This is a genomic window from Phyllobacterium sp. A18/5-2 (assembly GCF_025452215.1).
Taxonomy (GTDB): Bacteria; Pseudomonadota; Alphaproteobacteria; order Rhizobiales; family Rhizobiaceae; genus Phyllobacterium; species Phyllobacterium sophorae.
The window spans coordinates 2,702,524-2,728,191 of record NZ_CP104966.1 but is presented as its reverse complement, the minus strand read 5'-3'; the positions used below and the strand labels follow the sequence as shown (position 1 = coordinate 2,728,191).

Here is a 25,668-nt window from a genome sequence, read left to right as displayed (position 1 = left end):
AATTAATGAGGTTCGGGACCTAGAACAGTTTCATCTGGTCGTCGGGTTCCGGCGGTTTGGTACGCGCCGGTTTCTTGCGCTCTTCCAAGGTTTCAGCAACCCGTTCCTGGATCTTCGGTCCGGTGTTGGCAAAATTGTTGACCTTGTCGGAGACGGGGATGGCCTCGAAGAAATCCGCCTGTGCCGGCTTCATGAGGTCGGCGACGTGACGAGGCTCCTGCGTCTTGCAATCGAGCCAGCGGGCAAAATCCTTTTGTTCAATCACCACAGGCATGCGGTCATGGATAAAGCGCAGATTTTCATTGGCGCTGGTCGTGAGGATCGCGCCCGTATCGATTTCCGAGCCCTCTGCATTGGCCCAGGGTTCATAAAGGCCAGCAAAGGCGACAATTCCGCCATTGCGCGGCCTGATCCAAAAGGCTTGGGCCTTCTTGCCCCCGGTGCGACGCCATTCGTAAAACCCCGATGCCGGGACCAGAGCACGGCGATGACGCATCGCCGTCTTGAATGACGCCTTTTCGATTGCCGTTTCCGAGCGGGCATTGATCATCAACGGATAATTTGCCGTGTCCTTCACCCAGCCGGGAATGAAGCCCCAGCGCACCAGCAGTGCCCTCCGGTTGGATCGGTTGCTGCCGGGTGGCGGTGTTTCACCGCTGACGACCATGAGGATCGGCTGGGTTGGTGCAATGTTGAAGCGCGGCGGAAAGGCCTCCAGCTCCATCAGATCGAACCAGGCTTCGATCTCTTCCGGTGTACCGAGGAGGGGAAAAACGTCCGCACATGCAAGTCAAGCCTGATTTGAATTGGAAGTCGCGATCATCCGCATTTGCGGTGGCGGGTCAAGTAATCGTTACCCTTGTCAAACTCGCCGCCACCACTTACCCCTGAGGTATGGACCAGATTCCCCTTTCTGCAACTGTCGATGGTGTTTCGGCCGTCTGTATTCGTGACCGGGCGTTCCTGCTGGTCGAACGCGGGCGTGAACCGTCGAAGGGCTGGCTGGCATTTCCGGGTGGCCGGCGCGAGGAGGACGAGGCGCCGCACGACGCGGCAATCCGCGAGCTTTACGAGGAAACCGGGATTGTCGCGACAGATGTTTCGTACCTTACCACTGTGACATTTGACTACTCTACTCCCGAGTTCCCGTCGCCCAAACCGTTCCGGCTCGCAGTTTTCCTGGCTCGCGATCCGGTGGGGGAGGCCGTCGCCGCAGACGATGCCGCGGCGGTTCATTGGTTGCGGGTCGAAGAAATGACGGCATTCGACGTAACGGAGAGCGTACTGGAAGTTGCACACTATCTGGCGCACTCCTTCGAAAGTTGAGGGTATTAACCATCAACGCCTTGAAGGCGCCTTGCTTTCAGGCAACATGGCTTCTTCGGGAATTGAGGCTCAAGGCTATTTCGTGCGGCGTGCAGCGTTGATCACAGCGGTTTTGGTGGCAATCATCGCAGCGGCACCGGCCTATGCGGTCGATCCTCTGTATGAAGCGAAGCTTCTTCGTCTCGCCGAGGTGCTTGGTTCGATCCATTCATTGCGTAACCTTTGTGGCGAGAAGACTAGCCAGTGGCGCGACCGTATGGATTCACTGCTTCTGGCCGAAAATCCAGACCCTGCCCGCAAGGCTCGGCTGATCGCCAGTTTCAACCGTGGATACCGCACTTTCAACGAAACTTATTCGACCTGCACAAGCCAGGCGATTGCGGCGATTGACCGCTACCAGAGCGAAGGAATGAGACTTTCTTCTGAGATCGTATCGGGCTATGGAAATTAACCAGGCTTTAACTGTTGAAGCCAATGAACCGCATTTTAGACAAAACGTATGGTATTGTTTAGCGGTAGTTTAAGAATTGGCCCCGGCCAAGGATGGTATATCATGAACATGACATCGACGGACCTTGATAGGTTGGTTGCAGAAGAAAAAAAGCTGGTTGCGATCGAATATCAGAATGAAGTCTGGGCTGATGGCACGCTTGAAGGTATCGAACCCGAAATTATGGCCGAAGCCGCTTTCGCAACCGCGTTGACCGAATTGATCCGCGATAACGGCGAAGTGTCTGCGCTGGCCTTGCTTGAAGTGCTGCGTGAACGTATTTCTGCGGGCGAGTTTTCATCGAATCGCGTCCTGCAATAGTTCAACACCCGGGTGATCCTGCATGCTTGAAAAGCACTTTTCCGCTTCCGCGATCGTCAGAACCAGTTTTCTAGCGGCAGCTGTCTGTGCTTTCAGCTTTCCAGCTCTGTCGGCTGGTCGTGATATGCCGGTTCAACTCGCCCTCAGCGAAATCAAGAAAGAAGAACTTCCAAAAACCGCCGAACCAGCGCCGGCCAAACCGGGTGCCGAGCAGGAGCCTGAGGACGAGGCGCAAACCCCATCGGATTCCGGTAAGCCTGCTGCAGCGCCGGAAAGTCCTGCTGAAACGGAGAGCGGCAATACTCCGGCCACCAATCCAGCAATGCCAAATGCCAAGGAAGGCGCCCCTGTCCCACAGGTCGAGTATGACGTCACCAAGCTGCCCTTCCCCGTACAGAAAATGCGTGAGCTGATCCTTACGGCTGCAAAATCAGGGTCGATCGAGGCGCTTCGCCCACTGATCGGTTCGGGTGATGATGTCACCATGCTTTCGCTCGCCGACATCGAGGGCGATCCTCTCGCCTATCTGAAAACCTTGGCGGGTGACCCGGACGGCCAGGAAATCCTGGCGATCCTCGTCGACGTGCTGGAGTCCGGCTACGTGCATCTGGATGCCGGCACAGCGGACGAACTCTATGTCTGGCCGTACTTCTTTGCATACCCACTCGACAAACTCGAGCCGAAGCAGAAGGTTGAGCTCTTCCAGATCGTCACTGCGGGTGACTATGAGGAGATGAAGCAGTTCGGAACATACGTGTTCTATCGCCTCGGCATCACTCCGAAGGGCCGCTGGCGGTTTTTTGTGACTGGCGACTAACTTTTTCCGGACCGTCGTAAAATAATTAGCGCGCATGTCACATTTGGTTGCGCTGTCTCGTCTTGTGTTCAGGCAACTGAATGCCCGACAAGGAGAGATATCATGAAAGCGAGACTGAACCCCTTCAACCACGAAGCCACCATCAAGCCGATGCTCAAGATGGAGGAGAGTGTGGTCAGTAGCGGACTGGAAATCAGCCTGATCGAACTCGTCAAGATGCGGGCTTCGCAGATCAATGGCTGCGCCTTCTGCCTCGACATGCATTCGAAAGATGCACGCAGCAAGGGCGAGACTGAACAGCGCCTCTATCTCCTCAACGCCTGGCGGGAATCGCCGCTCTACAGCGAACGTGAACGGGCTGCCCTTGCCTGGACGGAGGCCTTGACGCTCGTTGCCAAGACCCATGCGCCGGATAGCGACTACGAGACGTTGAAGGAACATTTCACCGAAGAGGAGATCGTCAAACTGTCCATGCTGATCGTCACCATTAATGGATGGAACCGTCTGGCTATCGGTTTCCGCTCGATTCATCCGGTAGAAAAAGATCGTGCCGCAGCCTGAAAATCCGGCTGAAACGTTCAACCGCCTCAGACCGCGATTGACCCGCATTGCCTATCGCATGCTCGGATCGGTCGCGGAGGCGGAAGATATTGTTCAGGAAGGCTTCATTCGCTGGCATCAGGCCGACCGGTCCGAGGTGCGCAGCGCAGAAGCCTTTCTGGTGCGTACCGTCACGCGGCTTTGCCTTGACCATTTGAAATCTGCCCGCGTTCGAAGGGAAACCTATGTGGGAAACTGGCTGCCTGAGCCGATATTCGACCCGAGCGAAGAGGAGTCGGACAGCGACATCACTCTGACGTTAATGGTGGCTCTCGAGCGGCTTTCGCCACTCGAGCGCGCCGCGTTCCTGCTGCACGACGTGTTCGGGCAGGAGTTCAACCAGATCTCCGAAGCGATTGGCCGCGATCCGGCGACGTGCCGCCAGCTTGCGAGCCGGGCACGAAACCATGTCCAGCAGGCCAAGCCACGTTTCCCGGTGTCGGACGAACAGGGGCGGAATATCGCAAAGGCATTCTTCACAGCGTCGCGCAGCGGCGATATGCAAGCGCTGCAATCGCTCCTGGCCGAGGACGTCGTCATGTATGCTGACGGCGGCGGAATTCGCCCTTCCACGATCAACCCCATCTATACGATGGACAGGGTTTCGCGCTTCTTCGATGGCATTGCCCGCCGGATGGAGTACCAGTTCCCGCCGATCTTGCACGAGGGATTGATCGATGGGTTGCCGGGTTTCGTGACAACAGAGTTTGATGGCATTCCGCAGACAACGGCTCTCGAGATCGAGAACGGCAAGATCAAGACGATATATATCGTGCGCAACCCGGAAAAACTCGGCCATCTGGCATTTGCGAAATCGTCGTCGCAGGGTACAGCTTGACGCAATTTTCCACGCAATGGACGGTGCCCATGACCAAGCTGACGATGTATCAGGTCGATGCCTTCGCAACTGAACTCTTCAGCGGCAATCCCGCCGCTGTACTCGTTCTGGATGACTGGCTATCCGACGTGACGATGCAGGCGATTGCGGCGGAGAACAATTTGGCCGAGACGGCCTTTGCAAAGCGCACCGCCAGTGGCTGGGATCTGCGCTGGTTCACGCCAGTCCATGAGGTCGATTTCTGCGGTCATGCCACACTAGCTACATCTCATGTACTCGCCAACGAGCTTGGGGTCGAAGGTGAACTGGTTTTTGAAACGCGCGTTGGGACATTGCGCGTCAGTCGTAGCAACTCAGGCTATCAGCTTGATTTTCCGAGCTTTCCTCCAGAGCCCATCAAAGAGATGCCACCACTGCTGAAAGAAATCGTTGGCAAAAACGTACCGGCGTTCAAGAACTTCGAAAACCTGTTCGTCGAATTGGAGGACGAGCAGGCTGTGCGCGATTTCGTTCCAGACCTGCCGAAGATCACGGACCTTGGTCCCCTTGGGCTCGTCGTTACGGCGGAAGGAAACGAACATGATTTCGTCTCCCGCTATTTCGCGCCCTACGCGGGTATTCCGGAAGATCCCGTGACCGGTTCGACCCATGCGACGCTGGTACCGTACTGGGCGGAAAAGCTTGGAAAGGCCAGGCTGTCGGCCTTTCAGCGCTCAAAGCGCGGCGGGCATCTCCTCTGCGAGCTCGCCGGTGACCGCGTGCTTGTGACCGGATCGGCAGTCACTTTCATGAAGGCTGAGATTTACCTGGTCTAAACTACAACATCACCGGTTGTGTTTATGAGCTTCCACATACGCCCGCAACACCGCGTTCATGCGCGTGAGGTGCCCTTTGCCGTGCGCCTTGAACCATTCGACGACATCCGTGTCCAGACGCAAATGAACAGATGTCTTGCCGCCAGGCATGACGACGCGAGCGTTGTTCCAAAAACTTTCGCCTAAGGATTCCGCTTCAGGCGCATCGAGATATGCCTGATCTTCTTGGGGATCACGCATACTTACAATCTCGCTAAGCGAGTGTTTTGCGGTAGTAGATTTCTTGTTCATATTTTCCCGCTTTCTGCGCGCTGATAATGCGTATGACCTTGTCAGCACGGCGCGTATACACAACGCGATAGATCTTAAAATCCACTCGACCGAGCGCTATAAACCGCAGTTCGCCGTAGTCCTCACGCACGTCAACATATTCAAGAATCTCATTTGCGAAAATCTTTGCGGCGTTTGGAAACGAGATTCCATGTTTGACTATATTGCTTTTGGCTTTTTCTACATCCCATTCAAATTGGAGCTCGACATCCTTCAAGATAGCCTTCCCTTATATACATAAATGTGTACACAATATCAACTTACTCGTAATATTCTTCGTGCATTCAATTTTGAGGCAGCGCTTCGCCAAACAGCACCGGTTCACCCCGCGAAGGCGTGACGATCTCACCTTCCCACATGACCTTTTGACCGCGAATGATGGTGCCGACCGGCCAGCCAGTGACGGTCTTGCCGTCATAGGGCGTCCAGCCCGCCTTCGAGCCAACCTGCGCATTGGTAATGGTTTCGCGCCGCTTCATATCGACGATCGTCAAATCGGCGTCATAGCCGACTGCGATGCGGCCCTTGCGGGCCATGCCGAACAGGCGGTTCGGGCCATGCGAGCTCAGGTCGACAAAGCGCTCGATGGACATGCGGCCAGCATTTACATGATCGAGCATGATCGGCACCAGCGTCTGTACGCCGGTCATCCCCGAGGGGGACGCTGGATACGGTTTTGATTTTTCTTCAAGCGTATGCGGTGCGTGGTCGGAACCAAGCACATCGACAATCCCCTGCCCGATACCCTTCCAGACGCCATCGCGATGACGCGCGTCACGCACTGGCGGGTTCATCTGCAGCAGCGTTCCGAGCGTCGCATACTGACTGGCGTCGAGCGTCAGGTGATGCGGCGTCGCCTCGCAGCTTGCAACATCCTTGTGATCTTTCAGGAAATCGATCTCTTCGGCCGTCGAGATATGCAGGACGTGTATGCGCGCGCGAGTTTCGCGCGCGATCCGCACCAGCCGTTGGGTGCATTTGAGCGCCGCGATTTCGTCTCGCCATACCGGATGAGACGAGGGATCACCCGGTATGCGGAAACTCTCGCGCTCGCGCAGGCGGAATTCGTCTTCCGAATGGAAGGCGGCACGACGGCGCGTATTCTTGAGGATCGAACGCACGCCCTCATCGTCCTCGACGAGAAGGTCGCCGGTGGAGGAACCCATGAACACCTTGATGCCGGCGGCGCCGGGCAATCGCTCGAGCTCGGCAACATCATTGGCATTGTCGCGCGTGCCGCCGACCCAGAAGGCAAAGTCGCAATGCATGCGGTGTTGGCCGCGCCGCACCTTGTCTCCGAGCGTTTCGGCAGAAGTGGTCAGCGGCTTGGTGTTCGGCATTTCAAAGACGGCGGTAACACCACCGAGAACAGCGGAGCGCGAGCCACTTTCCAGATCTTCCTTATGCTCAAGACCCGGCTCGCGAAAATGCACCTGGCTGTCGACGACACCGGGCAGGATATGCAGTCCGGTGGCATCGATGATCTCGCCCGCGGAGGCATTGCCAAGATTGCCGATAGCGGCAATGCTGCCATTGCTGATACCGATATCGCGCAACCCGACCCCATCCTGGTTGACGACAATACCGCTTCGATAAATCGTGTCGAAACCTTGAGCCATTTGCTTTCCGTTCCCGTCTTGCACACCTCGTCCTTGCGGATTACGTAACAGGGACGCGAAAGGCAAGGGTGATGCGATGCCATCGGCAAGTTTAAACGAAAGAGCCGTCCTCAACGTGACCGGCGAGGATGCTGAAGATTTCCTCCAGAACCTGATAACCACCGACCTCGACACGCTTGAACGCGGGGATCTGAAACCCGGCGCTCTCCTCAATCCGCAAGGCAAGATCCTGTTCGAATTCCTCGTTTCACGCAATGGCGATGGTTTGCGCCTCGATGCGCTGCGGACTTCCACCGGCGACTTTTTGAAGCGGCTCACACTCTACAAATTGCGCGCCAAGGTACAAATTGTCGTTGATTCAGAAATGCTTGTCCATGTTTCCTGGGAAGAGGATTCAAAGCCTTCGGAAACTGAATCAATTGTGCATGACCGGCGGTTTCCTGATGCTTTGAATGTCAGACGTCACTACGGCGGGGCGCAAGGGCCTGGGGGAAACGGGATGGCCTGGACCGCTCTTCGTATCGCCCATGGTGTTGCAGAAGCCCCGAACGACTATGGACTTGGCGATGCTTTCCCACATGACATCAATCTGGATCAGACAGGTGGTGTTTCATTCAGGAAGGGCTGCTTTGTTGGCCAGGAAGTGGTCTCCCGCATGCAGCATCGGGGTACGGCAAGGCGGCGCATCCTTATTGCTAGCGGCCCGTCGGATTTGCCGGAAACCGGCACGCCAATTACCGCCAATAACCGTGAGATCGGCACGCTTGGCAGTGTCGCTGGAAAAACCGGACTGGCGCTTGTCCGTATCGACCGCGTGAAAGATGCGACGGACAACGGCATGCCCATTATGGCAGGAGAAACTGCCATCCACCTTGCCATTCCCGCAGAACACCGGTTTACATTCCCCGAGGCAACGCAAGAGGCCTGATCGGGGATTGTCAATGCCAGCAAAGCCGCTCACCATTGTACTGAAGAAAACCGAGTTGAGAGCCTGGCAGCGTATGCTTTCCGGCCGCCGGTTGGATTTGCTTGACCCCTCTCCGCTGGACATTGAAATCGAAGACATCGCCCAAGGCCTCGCACGCGTCGCGCGATGGAATGGCCAGACCATCGGTGATCATGCTTTTTCAGTGGCGCAGCATTCGCTGCTGGTTGAAGAAATCTTCGGCACGATCGTTCCGGACGCGACCACCGAACAGCGTTTGATCGCCCTGCTGCACGATGCGCCGGAATATGTGATCGGCGACATGATCTCACCGTTCAAAGCCGTCGTGGGGGAGATTACAAAAGCGTTGAATTGCGATTGCAGCATGCCATTCATCTGCGGTTCTCACTGAAACCGGTTGTCAAACAGGACCTTCGCGCTTTGATCAAACGTGCAGATGCGATTGCGGCTTATTACGAAGCCACGCGCCTTGCTGGCTTTGCCGAGAAGGAAGCCGTACAGTTTTTTGGTCGGCCGCGCGGAATTGACCCGCAAGGTCTCGACTTGATTCCCTTGGCGACCCAGAATGTACAAAACGCTTTTCTGCAGCGGTTTGCGTCTCTCGACAAGCAACGTGCGCAGAGCCAAGGATAACATCATGCCGCATATCGTCGTTTCACCCCTTTCCCGCCTTGCCGAGTCGGCGACCCGCTTTGGCGCACGCGACATGATCACGCTGATCAACATCGGTACGCCCGTCCCGCGACCTGTGGAAATAGTCGAGGAGCGGCATTTATTTCTCGGTTTCAACGATATTGTCGAGCCTACGGAAGGCATGACGCATCCAATCGCCGACCATGTCAGCGACTTGATTGCATTCGGCCGGCGCTGGGATCGCGAGGCACCTCTCCTCATTCACTGCTATGCCGGCATCTCGCGCTCGACCGCGGGTGCCTACATTACCGCATTGGCGCTCAACCCGGAGCTTGACGAAGTGCATCTGGCTCAGGTTCTGCGTCGCAACGCGCCTTCTGCTACGCCCAACAGCCGGCTCGTGGCACTGGCCGACGATATGCTTGGGCGTCAGGGCCGGATGGTCGATGCGATCAAGGCAATCGGACGTGGCGAAGAGGCTTTTGAAGGTACGCCCTTCATTCTTCCGCTCGTGGTGTGACCATGACCGGTACGCCCAATGCGGTTGAGATAAACCTGAGTGCCGCCATCGTCGCCGTGGCCAATAATGATCCGCTGATCCTGACCACGCCATCCGGCGACGATGCCGAACGCGACGAGCTGCCATTCGGTCCATTCAATCCCCTGCAGCATCGAACGTTCGAGACGGGTCTGCGTGAATGGGTGGCGGAACAGACGCCCTTGCGGCTCGGATATGTCGAACAGCTTTATACGTTCGGCGATCGGGGGCGACACAAAACTGCCGAAGATCGGGACCTGCACATCGTCTCGGTGGGTTATCTTGCGCTCACCCGCACGACGGACGACAACAAGGAGGCTCTGCGCAAATCCGGCGCGCGCTGGCGTAGCTGGTATTCTTTCCTGCCTTGGGAGGACTGGCGCACTGGCAAACCCGTCATGATCGACGAGATGATCCGACCCGCATTGCATGCGTGGGCCGAGAAAAGCGGCGTGCCGGCGCGACTCAGCCGGTTTCGGCTTGCATTTGGCGATGACGGCATTGCCTGGGATGAAGAGCGCGTGCTCGAACGCTACGAACTCCTGTATGAAGCGGGCTTGATAGAAGAGGCGGTGCGGGACGGCCGTGCCGAGCGTACTGAGCTCTCGCGCATGCTGGGACTGCCAATGAGTTTCGACCACCGGCGCATCCTTGCGACGGCGATATCCCGGCTGCGCGCCAAGCTCAAATACCGGCCTGTCGTCTTCGAACTGATGCCGCCCACCTTTACGCTGACCGCGCTTCAGGAGACCGTAGAGGCAATTTCCGGGCGGCACCTGCACAAGCAGAATTTCCGCAGGCTGGTCGAGACAACGGAACTTGTTGAGCCCACTGGTGCTGAACAGACACAAGCGCGGGGCAGACCGGCGGCGCTTTATCGCTTCCGCCACAATGTGCTGGAGGAGCGCAGCGTGGCAGGCCTCAGGGTGGGCGGCAGAGGATAGGGAGAGTGAAATGGACGACAAACCGACATCGCTCAATGCCGACGGCATTTCCGAACCATTCGCGTCGGACACAGTGCCCTGGGAAGAATGGTCGCAAGGCAGCCGCTATGGAAGCAAGTTTCGCTATCTTTCCGGCTTTGGCGGCGCCAATCACGTCGGTGTGCAATTGGAAGAACTCGCGCCAGGCATGGAGTCGAGCCTGAACCACTATCATATGCTGGAGGAAGAGCAGGCATTCATCCTTGAAGGTGAAATGACGCTGCGGCTCGGCGACAAGACCTACCGGATGAAAGCTGGCGACCATGTCGTCTTTCCCGCGGGACAGAAGGCCGGCCATTCCTTCTACAATCACAGCGATGCGCCATGCCGCTTTATCATGATCGGCGAGAAAAACCCGAACGAGGTTGTGTTCTATCCCGAAACCGGACGTATCGGCGTTCGGCTGATGGGCGAAGGGTATGACAGATCAGCCGTCATGGAATACTGGCAAGGGGCGGATACAGACCGGAAAAATCGCGATTGAGTAATCCGCTATTTCAACAGGTAGACGTTTTCGTCAGCGGGGAACGCCCGCGAGCGCACGTCGTCTGCGTAGGCTTTGACGGCCTGGTCGATGACGGTGCTCACGGAACCGTAAACCTTGACGAATTTGGGCGGCTTTGGGTTATAGCCGAGCATGTCTTCGAGGACGAGGATCTGACCGTCGCATTCCCTCGACCCGCCAATGCCGATGGTTGGGATAGCCGTTTCGCGCGAAATCTCCGCAGCCAGCGGTTCAACAATGCCTTCAAGCACAACGGAAAAGGCACCCGCCCCGCTTACCGCCTGCGCATCGGCCTTGATAATCGGCCATAACGCAGTGTCACGGCCTTGCGTCTTAAAGCCACCGAGCGTGTTGATCGATTGCGGGGTCAGCCCGATATGCGCCATCACCGGAATACCGCGCTCGGTGAGGAAGCGGATGGTGTCGGCCATGCGGACACCGCCTTCAAGCTTGACCGCACCACAGCCGGTTTCCTGCATGACGCGCGCAGCATTGCGAAATGCCATTGCGGGGCTTTCCTCATAGGAGCCAAAGGGCATATCGACCACAACCATGGCCCGTTTCGAGCCGCGCACGACGGCCTTACCATGGGCGATCATCAGATCCAGCGACACGCCGAGCGTTGAATCCATGGCGTAGAGGACCATGCCAAGACTGTCGCCCACGAGAAGAATATCCGCATGGCTGTCGACGATGCGGGCGGTGTTGGCGTGATACGAGGTCAGAGCCACGATCGGCTCGCCGCCTTTGCGCCCGCGGATCTCCGGTGCGGTGACGCGGCGTATAACGATTTCCTGGCTCATGTTTCTCCCCTCCCTGGCCTTGCTCAGCCTATGACACGCTGATCGATCAGCCGTACCCTGCCGAAGCGAACGGTCAATAGGATGACAACTGGCTGCTTGAATTTGCCCGAAACCGCATCAAGTGTCTGTGCATCGCGAATGTCGACAGATCTCGATCTCACCGCGCTTCTCCGTTTCAAGGACCGTGCGCACCGCATTGCGAATAGTCGAGACTGAGCGCTGGCCTTTCGCAGCCATTTCCTCCGCTTGAGCCAATGACTTTGCCAGGATGACGGCTTTCTTGCGGTCGGCAGGCGTGAGCATGGCGTTGCGTGAAGAGCAAGCGATGCCGTCCGGCTCGCGTACCGTCGCCACACCGGTGATTTCAATCGGCATATCGAGATCCGCCACCATGCGGCGGATGATTGTCAGTTGCTGATAATCCTTCTCACCGAAAAACGCGTGATCCGGCTGCACTATGTTGAACAGTTTGGTGACGACGGTTGTCACACCCCGAAAGTGTCCGGGGCGGATCTTGCCAATCAGTACGCGCGACAGGACAGGGTTATCGACGATCGTATTGGCGCCGGGGCGATAGATTTCGGTGACTTCTGGTGTGAAGACATAGTCAACACCTTCGGCCCTGAGCTTGGCAAGGTCGCCTTCCATGTCGCGCGGATAGGTCGAGAGGTCCTCATTCGGCCCGAACTGCGTGGGGTTGACGAATATCGAAACCACAGTGACATCGCAGGCAGCCTTGGCCCGGCGGACCAGTTCCATGTGGCCGATATGCAGATAGCCCATGGTGGGAACGAGGCCGATCGACCTGGTCTTGAGCCGTTCGGATTTAAGAGCAGCACGCAGTTCAGCAATCGTGGCGATGACCTTCATGTCAGTTCAATATCCAATCCGATATCCAGAGTTGGTGCTGCCATAGTGATTTTTGATGTCGAAATATAGTCCACCCCGGTTTCCGCAATCGATTTGATCGTGTCGAAAGCGATCCCGCCGGACGCTTCGAGTTTTGCACGGCCAGCATTGATTTTTACCGCCTTTTCAAGCAGTTCCGGCCCCATATTATCAAGTAGAATCACATCTGCCTGGACTGACAGTGCTTCCTCCAGCTGGTGGATTCCGTCCACTTCCACTTCGATCTTGACGAGGTGGCCCGCGTAAGCTCGTGCAGCAAGAATTGCCTTTGCCACACCGCCCGCAACGGCAACATGATTGTCCTTGATCAAGATCGCATCGTCGAGGCCAAAGCGATGATTGGCGCCACCACCGCATTTCACAGCGTATTTGGCGAAGGCGCGCATGCCGGGAATTGTCTTGCGGGTGTCGCAAACCTTTGCATTCGTGTGGGCGATCAAATCCGCGAATTTCGCCGTATAGCTGGCGATGCCGCTCAGATGCATAAGATAATTGAGCGCGACCCGCTCTGCAGACAGAATGGCGCGCGCGTTGCCCTCGATTCGTGCGACGTTGTCGCCCCGATTGACCCGGGCGCCATCTTTCACGAACGCCGTGAATGTCAATGAAGGGTCGATGAGCGCGAAGGCGGCGCGCGCAAAGCCTAAGCCGCAGATCGTCCCGGCTTCACGGCTGGAGAGAACAGCCGCCGCGGTGGCATCTTCCGGCAAGGTTGCATTTGTCGTGATATCGCCTGCCCGGCCGAGATCTTCAAGCAAGGCGGCACGCACAGCACCTTCAATCAACATTTGCGGCAAGGACGGCGGAAAAGCCCTTTGTGCGTCCCCAGGTGTGTTCGCCATCACGCCAGCTCCATCATCTCGTCCACCGTGGCTTCGGCATCGGCAAGGGTCAAAAATGTCCGGTGCTGCCATTCGGGCCGTTTCTCGGGAAAGTCGGTGCGGAAATGACCGCCTCGGCTTTCCTGACGGCGCAAAGCGCTGACGGCAACCAGCTTGGCCGTCGCCAGAACATTCCGGAAAGCCGCGTCCCGATTGGTCTTCTCAAGCGCAACGATGGTCGTGAGCCCCTCCATCATACCTTCGCGATCGCGGATGACGCCAAAGCTGGCGCTCATCGTCTTACGCAGTCTGCTCATCGCGGCCGTATCCGCCTCGGCAACCAGATCGTCCCTGTCGATCGAGCCCTTTGACCAGTCTTCCGCGTGCGTCGCCTCACCCGTGCCGATTTTGGCAGCGATGCGCGCCGAGAACACCACCGCTTCGAGCAGCGAATTCGACGCAAGACGGTTGGCGCCATGTGCGCCTGTTGACGTGCATTCGCCACAGGCCCAAAGGCCGTTGATCGAGGTGCGTCCGTCCTCGTCTGTCAGGATCCCGCCCATGAAATAGTGCGCCGCAGGCACAACAGGAATAGGTTCGACGGCCGGGTCGATGCCGGCATCGCGGCAATATTTGTAGACGGTGGGGAATTCTTCGGCAAATGTCGCGCCCACAGCCTTGGTGCAATCCAGCCAAGCCCCTCGCCCGCTCGTGACCTCGGCATAAATGCCGCGCGCCACGACATCGCGCGGTGCGAGTTCCGCGTCGGGATCGATCTTCAGCATGAACCGTTCGCCCGCGCGATTGATCAGCGTTGCGCCATGCCCGCGCAGAGCTTCCGTTGCCAACGGTGCGGGGTCCTTGTTGACGTCCAGAGCCGTCGGATGAAACTGCACGAATTCCATGTCGGCCATCATCGCGCCGGCACGCGCCGCCATGCCAATCCCCTCGCCGCGCGCTTCTGATGGATTTGTGGTAACAGCGTAAAGATGGCCGATGCCACCTGTCGCAATCACAACCGTCCGTGACGCGAGTTTCACCTGCTTGCCGCGTCCAGCTTCCGTTCGCGCGATAACGCCGGTTACAGCGCCCTTTTCGGTTATGATGTCTTCGACCACATATCCCTCCATCACCCGGATGGAAGGCGTGTCCTCGACGGCCTTCACCAGCGCCTGCATGATGGCGCGCCCTGCCATATCGCCGCGAACCCGAACAATGCGGCTTTCCGAATGCGCCGCTTCCCGCGAAACTTGCAGTTTGCCCTCGAGATCACGGTCGAAAGGAACACCATATTCAAGGAGATCGTGGACCCGCACCGCCGCTTCACTTGCCATAAGGCGGGCAATGCCTTCGTCGACGATACCGTCACCCGCTGCAACGGTGTCGGCGACGTGCTTTTCCATCGTATCGCCTTCCGACACCGCAGCTGCGATACCCGCCTGCGCCCAGGCGGAGGAAGCGCCACGACCGATCGGTGCTGCGGCGAGGACAGTGACGGGCCTCGGCGCCAGTTTCAGGGCACAGAAAAGTCCGGCAAGGCCGCCACCGATGATGATGACGGGATCGGATTGTATGGACATGATCGTCGCCTCCGGCGTCAGTTCTTGAGATTGACCATCCGCTCAACCGCCAGGCGCGCGCGTTCGGCGACGAGCGGATCCACATGGATTTCCTCCTTCATATAGACGAGGCTTTCGAGAATGTTTGGGAGCGTAATGCGCTTCATATGCGGGCAGAGGTTGCACGGCTTGATGAATTTCACATCCGGCACTTCCGATTCGATATTGGAAGCCATCGAGCATTCGGTCACCAGAAGCACCTTGGCTGGACGGTTGTCTTTCACATAATTGATCATGCCGCTCGTCGAACCGGTAAAATCCGCGATCGCGACGACTTCCGGCGGGCATTCCGGATGAGCAATGATCTGGATATCCGGATCGGACGCTCTGTAGGCAAGCAATTCGTCCGCTGTAAAGCGCTCGTGTACTTCGCAATGGCCCTTCCAGGTCAGGATCTTGACCTTGGTCTGTGCGGCAACATTCTGGGCGAGGAATTCGTCGGGTATGCACAGTACCCGGTCCACGCCAAAGCTTTCGACCACCTCCACGGCATTGGCCGAAGTGCAGCAAATATCACTTTCGGCCTTAACTTCTGCCGAGGTGTTCACATAGGTGACGATCGGCACGCCCGGATAGGTTTCGCGGAGCAGGCGCACGTCAGCACCGGTGATCGACTCGGCAAGCGAACAGCCCGCCCTCATGTCCGGGATCAGAACGGTCTTGTGCGGGTTTAAGAGCTTCGAGGTTTCAGCCATAAAGTGCACACCGCACTGAACGATGATATCGGCGTCGACCTTGGTGGCTTCCTTGGCGAGCTGGAGCGAGATCACCGACGATATCGGCGACACAGTGAAAAATCTCGGGCGTCTGGTAGTTGTGCGCGAGGATAACCGCGTTGCGCCGCTTCTTCAGCCGGTTGATCGCTGCCACATAAGGCGCGTAGACCGGCCATTCGATGCGGGGGACGTGATGGGCAACACGCTGGTAGAGGTGCTCGGTCTCCGCCGCAACCTCGGGCGTGTAGGAAAGATCCGGCATTTCAAGAATACCAAAACGATCCGCTGCAGTCTGACCGGTGATACGGCCATTGGTCGTGCGGGTAGTGCTGGTCATATCCACTTCCTCCTGGACACTCGTCACAGCTCATCATTGGCTCTCGCTCATCCTCGACCATCATTTATACTCACATTGAGCATATTTATGATCAAAAGAAAAACGGCAGGGCCGTCACGATCTACATAGGGGAATATTCAGATGGCTTCAAGTGGCAATAAACGAGAAAGCGAGGGGCCGCCAGAATCGGCGGCCCTCCCCTTGAAAACAAAACTACGACGTTAACCGCCGTAAACACCCCCAAGAATGATCTTGCGATCATCACCATAGCGACGGCTGTCCCTTGCACTCCTGGCAGGACTATCACCGCCGACGCGAGGGGTGCAATCGGTGAAAACCTTGGCACCGAAATCACTAGGCCGATCGCAGAAAACCAACGGGCTGACGTTGCCGGAGTTGGCACAACCCGCGATAGTTACAGCGCCGAGCGCCAGAACAGGCAGTAATAACCGCATATTATCAATCCTTCATTCACTGTATTTGTGCTGCCTGCGCAACGTTCAGTTCCTTGTATCCATCAAACTCATTTAAGTACCAATCAACTCAATTCAATTGATTGGGATGGTAAATGAGATAAACCTGCGTTTCTCAGAAAAAAGGGAAAGCGCCATGTCGCAGAACCAAGCAACAGCCGGCAAGCAAACCGGTGTACCGTGGCTGATTATCATAGCCGGCTGCCTTATTGCACTCATGACGTTCGGTCCCCGCTCTGCCATGGGCTTCTTCCAGCTGCCGCTGCTGGCCGAGAAAGGCTGGGATCGCACCACCTTCGGCATGGCAATGGCCCTGCAGAATCTCTGCTGGGGTGCGGGCCAGCCCTTCTTCGGTGCGATAGCCGACAAATTCGGCACGTGGCGCGTACTGCTTATTTCAGCGATTCTCTATTGCGGCGGCCTTTTGATGATGGCGTGGGCCACTTCGCCAAGCTTGCTCTATTTGGGCGGTGGCGTGCTGGTCGGACTTGGCGTTGCAGCGGGCTCGTTCGGCATCATCTTGTCCGCCTTCGCGCGTAACGTGTCCGCTGCCAATCGAACATTCGTCTTCGGTATCGGCACCGCTGCCGGCTCGGCGGGCATGTTCGTTTTCGCACCGATCAGCCAGGGCCTTATCGATCGGGTCGGCTGGTCTGACGGGTTGGTCTATCTTGGCATTGCCATGTTGATCATTCCGGTTCTTGCCATTCCGCTGCGAGGAAATTCTTCGAGCGGCAAGGTCAGCGAAACACAGTACAAACAGTCGATTGGCGAAGCTCTGCGGGAAGCCTTTGGACATAAGAGCTACCTCTTGCTGACGACAGGCTTCTTCGTCTGCGGCTTTCAGGTGGCTTTTATTACCGCACATTTTCCGGCTTATATCGGCGATATCGGTATCGATGCGACCTATGCGGTGCTGGCCCTCGCCTTGATCGGCTTTTTCAATATTATCGGCTCTCTGGCGTCAGGCGTCATCAGCCAACGCTATTCCAAGCCCAAGTTCCTTGCCTACCTCTATCTTGGCCGATCCGTATTGGTCACCGCCTTCCTGCTTCTGCCGCAAACGGGAACTTCGGTAATCGTCTTCTCGATTCTGATGGGGCTGATGTGGCTCTCGACAGTGCCGCCAACGAATTCACTTGTCGCCATCATGTTCGGCACGCGCCATCTCGGCCTGCTCGGAGGCATCGTATTCTTCTCGCACCAGATTGGTTCGTTCCTCGGCGTCTGGCTCGGCGGCTATCTCTACGACCATTTCGGCAGCTATAATCCGGTCTGGTGGCTCGGTGTGGCGCTTGGCATCTTCGCCGCCATCGTCCATTGGCCCATCGAGGAATCAGCAGCGTATCGCCCCGCGCTCCAGCCAGCGGAATAATCGCTCAGGGCTGAAGCCGTTTGCGGATTGGTTCAGAATCCCGGTGTAACCTTGCGCTTCACCGGGTCGGGCCCATTGGCGTCGATCGCTTCCCAGTATCTCCAGCCTGCATCGGCCATGATCGGCGTTACGGGGTCCACCTTGCGGATTTCCGCAATGACGAAATCGTAGAAGGCCAGCAGATCGCGCGAACCGCCGTTATTTGCCGCGAACGAAGCTTTCAAGCGGAAAGATAGCGCAGGTCTCGGTGCCATGGGCGAGAAGCTTTCCATTCTTGTCTTTCAGGAAAGCCTCGGATGTCGCAAGGGTACGTCCGCGATGGATCAGCCGCCCCTCACAGAAGACCATTCCCGTTTCAGCTGTTAACGGGCGCACGATGTTCACCTTGAATTCAGCAGTGGTGTAGGCCTCGCCCGGCTTCAGCGTCGTCATGATGCAGCAGGCCAATGCGGAATCCATCAAAGTGGCGATCCAACCGCCATGAATACCGCCTAGTGGATTGAGATGTTCAGGCCTGGGCATGCCCTTGAACACCACGCGGTCCTGTTCGACCTCATGCAGATTGAAGGACAGAGTCTTCGCCATGGGCGGCGCGGGATATTCCCCACGGAGCATGGCCTGCAGAATTTCGAGGCCACCGCGCGCCGCGAGATCGCCAAGCGGCACCAGGCCGATACCGCCGGGGAACTCGACAGCGGACACATCATCATAACTCATGGGAGAACAGACCTTTCCTGACCGGAGTGTCCCTGCGCCGATGCACTCGACAATGATCTCGAAATAGCGGCGAGGAAGCCTTGCCGGGCTTCCGGTGCCTTCTGCGCGCGGGGCTCCCATACATGGCGGTTGAAGAAGAAACTCGTCAGGCGAAAGGCTGCGGTGATTTCGGCGAGCGATGCCGCGCGCACGCTGGAACTAACCATGAAGGGAGGCATTTCCAGGAGCTTGTCCGCCCACGGCGCACCGGCATCGCGCGAAACCGCACGGCCCGTTTTCGGCGAAACAAAGGTAAGGTGCTGATCGCTCCCCGTCGCCGCACAGCGCTTCAAATCGAGGCCAAATCCCAGTTCCTCGAGCATCAGCACTTCGAAACGCAACAGCAGTTCGCCCGCGATCAGCGCATTTTCGCAATGTTCGAGTATGACGGAGAGAATTTCAAAGAGGTTTTCATGCGGGTCACGCTCCGGCAGGAGACGCAGGTGTGCGGCGGCAAGCTGCAACCCGTAGAGTGCCACCGGCTGATCAATGAGCCGCGCTGCGGCGAAACTGACAGGCTCGACCTGCATCATGCCCAGATGCTCGTCCATGCGCGCGCGCCAGATCACATCGACGCGATTGCCGGGCTGAAGCAACGGCTGCATGCGGCGGGAGCGTCCACCGCGCACCAGACCCATATGACGGCCATGTTCACGCGTCATCAGTTCAAGGATGGCGCTGGTTTCCCCGTGCCGCCTCGTTCCAAGGATGATACCTTCGTCTCGCCATTCCATGGATGGAACGTCGCGCTATCAGTGCGGGAATTCAAGGCCCATTTCGCGGTAACGCTCAGGATCATTGCCCCAATTGTCACGAACCTTGACGAACAGGAACAGGTGCACCTTCTGCTCGAGGATTTCCATCAGTTCCTTGCGCGCCGCCTGGCCGATGGATTTGATCGCCTGGCCCTCATGGCCGAGAACGATCTTCTTCTGGCTGTCGCGCTCGACATAGATAACCTGCTGGATGCGAACGGAACCGTCCGGCTTTTCTTCCCAGCTTTCCGTCTCGATGGTTGAGGAATAGGGCAATTCATTGTGCAGACGCAGATAGAGCTTTTCGCGTGTAATTTCCGCCGCGAGCATGCGCATCGGCATATCGGAAATCTGGTCCTCCGGATAATACCACGGCCCTTCCGGCAAATTGTCGGCGAGGTACTTCAACAGATCCTTGCAGCCGTAACCCTTCAGCGCCGAAATCATGAAGGTCTTGTCGAAATTGACTTTCTCATTGGCTTTCTGCGCCAACTCGAGCAGCTTCGGCGCTTCGATGCGGTCGACCTTATTGAGAACGAGGATCACCTTGCGCTTCTTCTCGTGCAGGCTACCCAGGATCGCTTCCGCCTCTTCGTCGATCCCTTGCTCGACATCGATCAGCACCAGAATAAGGTCGGCGTCCTTGGCCCCGCCCCAGGCGGTCGTCACCATGGCGCGATCGAGGCGGCGCTTCGGCTTGAAAATACCGGGCGTGTCGACCAGAACCATCTGTGTCTGCTCGTGAATAACGATGCCGCGAACAAGGGCGCGCGTCGTCTGTACCTTGTGGGTGACGATGGATACCTTGCTGCCGACCAGCTGGTTGATCAGGGTCGACTTGCCTGCATTCGGGGCGCCAATCAAAGCAATGAAGCCCGAACGGGTTGGCACAGCGGGCTTTGTCTCGACCTCGGGTGTCGGTTCCTGATCAGTCATTCGTATCTTCTTCCTGCGCCTTCTGACGGACGCCTTCACGATAAAGCAATGCGACCGCAGCTTCCTGCTCCGCGATGCGCTTCGAACGGCCCATACCTGTGGCTGCTTCGAAGCCTTTGACATCCACCTTCACCGTGAACTGCGGATCATGGTCCGGCCCTGTGCGGTCGATGACGGTATATATAGGCTGCGCACCATCCTGCTGGTGCGCCCATTCCTGCAATTCTGTTTTCGGATCTCGCTGCGCCGAATTGATTTCTCGCGAGCGGGCATTCCAGTAGCGTTCGATGAAAGGTTGCGCCGCTTCCAGTCCGCCGTCCAGATAAATCGTGGCGATCAATGATTCAACCACATCGGCGCGAAGGCTCTTGAGCCGTTTGTCCGCTAATCCCTTTACGTCTGAACCTGTGCGGATGAATTCGTGCAAACCGATTTCGTCGGCAACAGCGGCGCAGGTGTCGGCGTTGACGAGAGAATTAAGCCGCAGCGACAATTCGCCTTCGCTCGCTGTCGGGTAGGCCCTGAACAACAGTTCAGCAATCACCAAGCCGAGCACACGGTCGCCAAGAAACTCGAGGCGCTCATAATCGGATCCCGCCGATGGGCGTGCGCTTGCGTGGGTAAGCGCACGCTCCAGGCGGCCGAGATCGCGAAAAGTGTGCCTCGTCTTTTCTTCCAGTCTGCGAACGGCGTCAGCGGACAGGCTCATCGGGACGTCAATCGTTCTTTACGGAATGGGGCGCACCGTTGACGCTGTTCAACAGGCGATCAAACCGTAGTTCCGAAGGCCAGCGCCACAGTTCCAACGGGCTTGCCTTGCCGGCGATCGAGAAGAAGATGATATTGGCGCGGCCAATGAAGTTCTCAAGCGGCACGTAGCCCACATCAAACCGGCTGTCGCTGGAATTGTCGCGGTTGTCACCCATCATGAAAAAATGGCCCGCCGGCACGATGAATTCCCGCGTGTCATCGCCCAAGCCATTCGGCGTCAGATCGAGGGTATCGTAGGTAATGCCGTTCGGCAGGGTTTCGCGATAGACATCGACCGGGTGGTTGACTTCGGTCACGTCGGAATTGTCGATCTGACCGACCTTCTCGCGGGGGACGGCCACGTCATTGATGTAGAGCACGCCAGCTCGCATTTGAATTTTGTCACCCGGCAGGCCAATGACGCGCTTGATGAAGTCCAGCGAGGTGTCATTCGGCTTGCGGAACACGGCTATATCGCCGCGTTTCGGCTCGGCGCCCCAAATGCGGCCCGAAAACAGGTCCGGTGCAAATGGGATCGAATATTTCGAATAGCCGTAGGAGAATTTGGAAACGAAAAGATAATCGCCTTCGAGCAACGTTGGCCGCATGGAGCCCGATGGAATATTGAAGGGCTGAAACAACAGGGTCCGAATGACCAGTGCGAGCAGCAACGCCTGCACGATAACGCTGATCGTCTCGCCAAGACCACCAGAATTCTTCACAACAGCTTTGTCGCTCACGTCGCTCATATCTCCAAAACAAAATGTGCCCCCTCATAACCGCTGAACGCGCGGGGGCAATGCCACTCAATGGCGATTGAATAAGGCTATTCTTCGATTTTCAACGCTTCGATAATCACGAATGCTTGTGCAAGGGGGAAATCATCCGTGATCGTCACATGGATTCGGGATGTGTAACCGGAAGGGATAATCGCGCTAAGGCGCCTTGCCGCGCCATTGGTAAGCTGCATCGTCGGAGCGCCGCTCGGCAGATTGACCACCCCCATATCGCGCCAGAACACCCCCCGGGACAATCCGGTGCCTAGAGCCTTGGCACAGGCCTCCTTTGCGGCAAAGCGCTTGGCATAGGAGGCTGCGCGCTGCTTCCGGCGTTCGGATTTTGTCTGTTCTACCGGTGTATAGACCCGGTCGATAAAACGCTGGCCATGCCTTTCGAGCGTCTTCTCGATACGCCTGATATCGATCAAATCACTACCGACGCCGATGATCATGTCGGCTCAATCGCCTTTTCAAGACGAAATCCAATACTGCGCCGATTCTGGAAACTTGCGACAGCCCAGCGAACCGGGAAATAGACCAGGAGCGCCGCTGCCAGGCCGAGCGGCACTGCACCAATGAGCATGGGCTTGATGAGAGGGGCCCACAAAACGGCAAAATCGAGGTGCCGCAGCATGGAACCGAGATGATGCGGCAGCGGATCTCCACTGAAACTGCCGGTCATAACGAACCGCCCAGCCTCGAGCGTCGCCGCCCAAATGAAGGGCAGGACCAACGGATTGCCGAGCGTTGTGCCAAGTACCGCGGCCGCAATATTTCCGCCAATCAGCCAGGCAAGCGCCAAGGCAACGGCGATATGGATTCCCAGAAGCGGAATAAATGCGGCAAAAATCCCGCAAGCGAAGCCAGTCGCAATCGCATGCGGCGTCGCCCTTAGCCGCAAGACTCGCTTGCCGAAGTAACGTAGGGACCGCCCAACCGAGCGGCGAGGCCAAAGCGCAACACGCAGCCGCTCGCGAAAGTCTGGCACTTTACGCCGTTTGAAAAGCATCTCTATTCAAGTCCCTCGCCAAAGCGCTTCGGCATATTCCGTGTGATCAGATGTTGCGACTACCCGGCTTAACAGGCGGAATTGCGGCAAGTTCTGGTGGAAGCTTGTCCGCAGGATAGGCCGGGACTTCGTATTCCGCCAGTGCAATCAAGGGTACTCCGACATCACTTTTCCCCGCGGACCGATCGATTATACACGCGGCTGCAAGAACATTGGCGCCCAGTTCCTGCAGGCATGTGACCGTTTCGCGGATCGAAAGCCCTGTAGTTACAATATCTTCCACGATAACGACGCGCGCGCCCTTGGCAATTTCAAACCGGCGGAGCTTGAATATACCGTTTTCCCGCTCGACCCATATCGCCGGAACGCCAAGGTGGCGCGATGTTTCGTAGGCCGGGATGATACCGCCAATGGCAGGGCCGACAACATAGTCAATTTGGCCAAGCCCGGTGTCTTTGATCTTGTCTGCCAGACCACGGCAGACACGTTCCGTCTTGTCCGCATGCATGAAAACGCGCGCCTTCTGCAAGAAGATTGGGCTGCGCAAACCTGATGTCAGGATAAAGTGACCCTCAAGCACCGCACCTGCTTCGCGGAAAACCTCCAGAACCTCGCTTGTATTCATCCTTCGCCCCTATCCGTTAACGCGCTGCGCATCGCTGACGCATTTACTTTCTTTAAGTTTCGACAATATCCGATTGAGATGTTTGAGGTTCCACACTTCGAGATCGACGATCATCTGGGTGAAATCCGGCGCTGTGCGGACCATTGAAAGATTGTGAATATTGGTCTCGTTTTCAGCAATGACCTGCGCAATTTCGGCCAGGGATCCCGGCGCATTGATTGCAGAAATACTGATGCGAGCTGGAAAGCGGTCCCTCCGGCTCTCATCGATGTCCCAGCGCACGTCGATCCAGCGCTCAGGCTGATCGTCGTAGGCCATCAGCGCCGAGGACTGGATAGGATAGATCGTCATACCGGCACCGGGCTGTAAAATGCCCACGATGCGGTCACCAGGCACTGCGCCTTCCGGCGAAAAATGCACAGGCATGTCGGGACTTGCACCGCGGATCGGCAAGGCGTTTGGCCCCCCGGCTCCAAGCCGGCGGCTTCGGCGCCTTCGGGCATCTTGAAGATCATGCCGGATGTATTGCGGAAGTTCACCCAGCCTTCCTCACGCTCGCTGGCGCTGGGTTTTGGTTTGGCGTCCTGATATTCCGGATAGACGGCTTTCATCACATCGGATGACGGCAATTCACCACGGCCAACTGCGGCCAGAACATCGTCGAGTTCCTTGCGTGCCAGACGTGGCAAGCCTTTTTTCAGTTCGTCGCGCGAATAGACCTTCCCTGCCCGCTCGAACGCACGTTCAAGTATCTGCATACCGAGCCCGGAATATTGCTTGCGGACGGCAATGCGGGTCGCACGGCGGATGGCGGCGCGCGCCTTGCCGGTTACGACGATCGATTCCCAGGCGGCAGGCGGCGTCTGCGCCTTTGAGCGGATGATTTCCACTTCATCACCATTGTGCAGCTCGGTCATCAGCGGCATGATGCGGCCATTGACCTTCGCACCGACGCAACTGTCGCCGATATTGGTGTGCACGGCATAGGCAAAGTCGATCGGCGTCGCGCCGCGCGGCAAAGCAATCAGCCGACCCTTGGGCGTGAAGCAGAAGACCTGATCCTGAAACAATTCGAGCTTGGTGTGTTCAAGAAACTCTTCCGGGTTGTCGCCTTCGGCCAACGCCTCGATCGTTTGCCGCAACCAGGCATAGGCATTGGTTTCTGTCGAAATGACATGGGGGTTCTGTGCGCTGCCCCGATCCTTGTAGATCGAATGCGCAGCCACACCATATTCGGCAATGTCGTTCATTTCCCGGGTCCGTATCTGCAACTCGACACGCTGGCGTGACGGACCGACGATGGTCGTATGGATTGACCGGTAATCATTTTGTTTCGGCGTCGAGATGTAGTCCTTGAAACGGCCGGGAACCATGGACCATGTCGTGTGGATGATACCGAGCGCATTGTAACAATCCGCAACGGTATCGACGACAACGCGGAAGCCAAAAATATCTGACAACTGCTCAAAGGAGAGCCCCTTGCTTTCCATCTTGCGAAAGACCGACCAGGCTTTTTTCTGACGGCTTTTGACATTTGCCTTGATGCCATGTTTTTCGAACAGGCTCGACAGATCAGTCTCGATCTGCTTGAGCGTTGCCCGGTTCTTTTCCATTAATTCTGCCAGCCGGTTGGTGACGGCGTTGAAGGCTTCGGGATTGATATAGCGGAACGCGAGCTGTTCCAGTTCTTCGCGCATGTCCTGCATGCCCATGCGGCCGGCGAGCGGCGCATAGATGTCCATCGTCTCCTCGGAGATGCGAAGACGCTTGTCTTCCGGAACATGATGCAGCGTACGCATATTGTGCAGGCGATCGGCGAGCTTGACCAACAGAACGCGCACGTCGTCAGAAATCGCCAGCAGCAGCTTGCGCAGGTTCTCTGCCTGAACCGCTTTCTTAGACACAAGATCAAGCTTCTTCAGCTTGGTCAGGCCCTCGACCAGCCTGCCGATATCGGGTCCGAAGAGCGTGTCGATCTCCTGGCGCGTCGCCGAAGTGTCCTCGATCGTATCGTGAAGCAGGGCGATGGCGATGGTCGCCTCGTCCAGATGCATGTCAGTCAGGATCGCTGCGACTTCCAGGGGATGCGAGAAATAGGGATCGCCCGATGCGCGCTTCTGATGACCATGCTTCTGCATGGCATAGACATATGCCTTGTTGAGGAGTGCCTCATTGACGTCAGGCTTGTAACGCTGAACACGCTCGACAAGCTCATACTGACGCATCATGGACTGGGGCCTCCGG

28 protein-coding genes and 5 pseudogenes are annotated in these 25,668 nt (G+C 57.2%); 13 read left to right on the top strand and 20 right to left on the bottom strand.

Annotation, left to right across the window (positions count from 1 at the left end; all coding sequences use genetic code 11):
* Positions 1 to 19 precede the first annotated feature (19 nt).
* Positions 20 to 785 (bottom strand): annotated as a pseudogene (locus N8E89_RS13580) (SOS response-associated peptidase).
* Between the two features lie 109 nt (positions 786 to 894).
* On the opposite strand from N8E89_RS13580, the gene N8E89_RS13575 reads away from it, so the two are divergent.
* From N8E89_RS13575 to N8E89_RS13545, 7 genes are all read left to right on the top strand, one after another.
* Positions 895 to 1,326 (top strand): NUDIX hydrolase, encoded by a 432-nt coding sequence (locus N8E89_RS13575; protein WP_106664708.1) that lies wholly within the window; start codon positions 895 to 897, stop codon positions 1,324 to 1,326.
* A gap of 46 nt (positions 1,327 to 1,372) precedes the next feature.
* Entirely contained in the window at positions 1,373 to 1,777 is a 405-nt protein-coding gene (locus N8E89_RS13570) for a TIGR02301 family protein (protein WP_106664987.1), read from the top strand.
* 102 nt (positions 1,778 to 1,879) lie between these two features.
* Positions 1,880 to 2,137: a hypothetical protein gene (locus N8E89_RS13565; protein ID WP_099999510.1), complete on the top strand. Its 258-nt coding sequence runs from the start codon at positions 1,880 to 1,882 to the stop codon at positions 2,135 to 2,137.
* Positions 2,138 to 2,159: 22 nt separating this feature from the next.
* Positions 2,160 to 2,954 carry a hypothetical protein gene (locus N8E89_RS13560; RefSeq protein WP_262260206.1) on the top strand — a complete coding sequence of 265 codons (795 nt, stop codon included), beginning with the start codon at positions 2,160 to 2,162 and terminating at the stop codon, positions 2,952 to 2,954.
* Between the two features lie 102 nt (positions 2,955 to 3,056).
* Entirely contained in the window at positions 3,057 to 3,515 is a 459-nt protein-coding gene (locus N8E89_RS13555) for a carboxymuconolactone decarboxylase family protein (protein ID WP_112760866.1), read from the top strand.
* A complete protein-coding gene (locus N8E89_RS13550) occupies positions 3,502 to 4,392 on the top strand; it encodes a sigma-70 family RNA polymerase sigma factor (RefSeq protein WP_410010310.1) in 891 nt (296 codons plus the stop codon). The genes N8E89_RS13555 and N8E89_RS13550 overlap by 14 nt, the downstream gene beginning before the upstream one ends.
* Positions 4,393 to 4,421: 29 nt before the next feature.
* Entirely contained in the window at positions 4,422 to 5,207 is a 786-nt protein-coding gene (locus N8E89_RS13545) for a PhzF family protein (RefSeq protein ID WP_245448801.1), read from the top strand.
* Positions 5,208 to 5,216: 9 nt separating this feature from the next.
* Here the strand turns inward: N8E89_RS13545 and N8E89_RS13540 are convergent, their stop codons facing one another.
* The 3 genes from N8E89_RS13540 to N8E89_RS13530 all read right to left on the bottom strand — a co-directional run bounded on the left by N8E89_RS13540 (position 5,217) and on the right by N8E89_RS13530 (position 7,156).
* Positions 5,217 to 5,498 (bottom strand): BrnA antitoxin family protein, encoded by a 282-nt coding sequence (locus tag N8E89_RS13540; RefSeq protein ID WP_106664702.1) that lies wholly within the window; start codon positions 5,496 to 5,498, stop codon positions 5,217 to 5,219.
* Positions 5,461 to 5,754: a BrnT family toxin gene (locus tag N8E89_RS13535; RefSeq protein ID WP_106664701.1), complete on the bottom strand. Its 294-nt coding sequence runs from the start codon at positions 5,752 to 5,754 to the stop codon at positions 5,461 to 5,463. The genes N8E89_RS13540 and N8E89_RS13535 overlap by 38 nt, the downstream gene beginning before the upstream one ends.
* Positions 5,755 to 5,821: 67 nt before the next feature.
* Positions 5,822 to 7,156: a dihydroorotase gene (locus N8E89_RS13530; RefSeq protein ID WP_262260203.1), complete on the bottom strand. Its 1,335-nt coding sequence runs from the start codon at positions 7,154 to 7,156 to the stop codon at positions 5,822 to 5,824.
* Positions 7,157 to 7,232: 76 nt separating this feature from the next.
* On the opposite strand from N8E89_RS13530, the gene N8E89_RS13525 reads away from it, so the two are divergent.
* The 5 genes and pseudogenes from N8E89_RS13525 (at position 7,233) to N8E89_RS13505 (ending at position 10,740) form a co-directional block, all read left to right on the top strand.
* Positions 7,233 to 8,084: a CAF17-like 4Fe-4S cluster assembly/insertion protein YgfZ gene (locus N8E89_RS13525; RefSeq protein ID WP_106664698.1), complete on the top strand. Its 852-nt coding sequence runs from the start codon at positions 7,233 to 7,235 to the stop codon at positions 8,082 to 8,084.
* A 13-nt stretch (positions 8,085 to 8,097) separates the two neighbouring features.
* Positions 8,098 to 8,735, top strand: a pseudogene (locus tag N8E89_RS13520) (YfbR-like 5'-deoxynucleotidase).
* A gap of 4 nt (positions 8,736 to 8,739) precedes the next feature.
* A complete protein-coding gene (locus N8E89_RS13515) occupies positions 8,740 to 9,255 on the top strand; it encodes a tyrosine phosphatase family protein (RefSeq protein ID WP_106664694.1) in 516 nt (171 codons plus the stop codon).
* 2 nt (positions 9,256 to 9,257) lie between these two features.
* Positions 9,258 to 10,217 (top strand): NUDIX hydrolase, encoded by a 960-nt coding sequence (locus N8E89_RS13510; RefSeq protein WP_106664693.1) that lies wholly within the window; start codon positions 9,258 to 9,260, stop codon positions 10,215 to 10,217.
* Positions 10,218 to 10,227: 10 nt separating this feature from the next.
* The gene (locus tag N8E89_RS13505) at positions 10,228 to 10,740 is read left to right on the top strand and encodes a cupin domain-containing protein (RefSeq protein ID WP_106664692.1); all 513 of its coding nucleotides are present in this window, start codon (positions 10,228 to 10,230) and stop codon (positions 10,738 to 10,740) included.
* 8 nt (positions 10,741 to 10,748) lie between these two features.
* Here N8E89_RS13505 and panB read toward each other — a convergent pair whose 3' ends face one another.
* The 6 genes and pseudogenes from panB to N8E89_RS13475 form a co-directional block, all read right to left on the bottom strand.
* Positions 10,749 to 11,564 carry a 3-methyl-2-oxobutanoate hydroxymethyltransferase gene (gene panB / locus N8E89_RS13500; protein ID WP_112760867.1) on the bottom strand — a complete coding sequence of 272 codons (816 nt, stop codon included), beginning with the start codon at positions 11,562 to 11,564 and terminating at the stop codon, positions 10,749 to 10,751.
* Positions 11,565 to 11,587: 23 nt separating this feature from the next.
* A pseudogene (gene panC, locus N8E89_RS13495) lies at positions 11,588 to 12,434 on the bottom strand (pantoate--beta-alanine ligase).
* Positions 12,431 to 13,315: a carboxylating nicotinate-nucleotide diphosphorylase gene (gene nadC, locus N8E89_RS13490; RefSeq protein ID WP_112760869.1), complete on the bottom strand. Its 885-nt coding sequence runs from the start codon at positions 13,313 to 13,315 to the stop codon at positions 12,431 to 12,433. Before nadC ends, panC begins: the two are co-directional and overlap by 4 nt.
* Positions 13,315 to 14,874, bottom strand: coding sequence for an L-aspartate oxidase (locus tag N8E89_RS13485; RefSeq protein ID WP_112760870.1), 1,560 nt, complete (start codon positions 14,872 to 14,874; stop codon positions 13,315 to 13,317). The genes nadC and N8E89_RS13485 overlap by 1 nt, the downstream gene beginning before the upstream one ends.
* A 17-nt stretch (positions 14,875 to 14,891) precedes the next feature.
* Positions 14,892 to 15,966 (bottom strand): annotated as a pseudogene (gene nadA, locus N8E89_RS13480) (quinolinate synthase NadA).
* Between the two features lie 221 nt (positions 15,967 to 16,187).
* A complete protein-coding gene (locus N8E89_RS13475; RefSeq protein ID WP_146147801.1) occupies positions 16,188 to 16,421 on the bottom strand; it encodes a hypothetical protein in 234 nt (77 codons plus the stop codon).
* 154 nt (positions 16,422 to 16,575) lie between these two features.
* Here N8E89_RS13475 and N8E89_RS13470 point away from each other — a divergent pair, with 154 nt between their 5' ends.
* Complete coding sequence (locus N8E89_RS13470; protein WP_106664680.1) at positions 16,576 to 17,814, top strand: MFS transporter; 1,239 nt, start codon at positions 16,576 to 16,578, stop codon at positions 17,812 to 17,814.
* Positions 17,815 to 17,846: 32 nt separating this feature from the next.
* Here the strand turns inward: N8E89_RS13470 and N8E89_RS13465 are convergent, their stop codons facing one another.
* The 10 genes and pseudogenes from N8E89_RS13465 to N8E89_RS13420 all read right to left on the bottom strand — a co-directional run bounded on the left by N8E89_RS13465 (position 17,847) and on the right by N8E89_RS13420 (position 25,652).
* Positions 17,847 to 18,038 (bottom strand): hypothetical protein, encoded by a 192-nt coding sequence (locus N8E89_RS13465; RefSeq protein ID WP_262260194.1) that lies wholly within the window; start codon positions 18,036 to 18,038, stop codon positions 17,847 to 17,849.
* Positions 18,013 to 18,531, bottom strand: a complete 519-nt coding sequence (locus N8E89_RS13460; RefSeq protein ID WP_262260191.1) for a PaaI family thioesterase — start codon at positions 18,529 to 18,531, stop codon at positions 18,013 to 18,015. Before N8E89_RS13460 ends, N8E89_RS13465 begins: the two co-directional genes overlap by 26 nt.
* On the bottom strand, positions 18,528 to 19,304 hold the full coding sequence (gene recO / locus N8E89_RS13455; RefSeq protein ID WP_262260189.1) for a DNA repair protein RecO: 777 nt from the start codon (positions 19,302 to 19,304) through the stop codon (positions 18,528 to 18,530). Before recO ends, N8E89_RS13460 begins: the two co-directional genes overlap by 4 nt.
* An 18-nt stretch (positions 19,305 to 19,322) precedes the next feature.
* Positions 19,323 to 20,261 (bottom strand): GTPase Era, encoded by a 939-nt coding sequence (gene era / locus N8E89_RS13450; protein WP_106664673.1) that lies wholly within the window; start codon positions 20,259 to 20,261, stop codon positions 19,323 to 19,325.
* Complete coding sequence (gene rnc / locus N8E89_RS13445) at positions 20,254 to 20,970, bottom strand: ribonuclease III (protein WP_106664672.1); 717 nt, start codon at positions 20,968 to 20,970, stop codon at positions 20,254 to 20,256. Before rnc ends, era begins: the two co-directional genes overlap by 8 nt.
* A 7-nt stretch (positions 20,971 to 20,977) precedes the next feature.
* Positions 20,978 to 21,760 carry a signal peptidase I gene (lepB, locus tag N8E89_RS13440; protein WP_112760874.1) on the bottom strand — a complete coding sequence of 261 codons (783 nt, stop codon included), beginning with the start codon at positions 21,758 to 21,760 and terminating at the stop codon, positions 20,978 to 20,980.
* Between the two features lie 77 nt (positions 21,761 to 21,837).
* Positions 21,838 to 22,242 (bottom strand): holo-ACP synthase, encoded by a 405-nt coding sequence (acpS, locus tag N8E89_RS13435; protein WP_106664669.1) that lies wholly within the window; start codon positions 22,240 to 22,242, stop codon positions 21,838 to 21,840.
* Positions 22,239 to 22,799, bottom strand: a complete 561-nt coding sequence (locus N8E89_RS13430) for a DUF2062 domain-containing protein (protein ID WP_106664667.1) — start codon at positions 22,797 to 22,799, stop codon at positions 22,239 to 22,241. Before N8E89_RS13430 ends, acpS begins: the two co-directional genes overlap by 4 nt.
* A gap of 46 nt (positions 22,800 to 22,845) precedes the next feature.
* Positions 22,846 to 23,424, bottom strand: coding sequence for an orotate phosphoribosyltransferase (pyrE, locus tag N8E89_RS13425; protein ID WP_112760875.1), 579 nt, complete (start codon positions 23,422 to 23,424; stop codon positions 22,846 to 22,848).
* Positions 23,425 to 23,433: 9 nt separating this feature from the next.
* A pseudogene (locus N8E89_RS13420) lies at positions 23,434 to 25,652 on the bottom strand (RelA/SpoT family protein).
* Positions 25,653 to 25,668 lie beyond the last annotated feature (16 nt).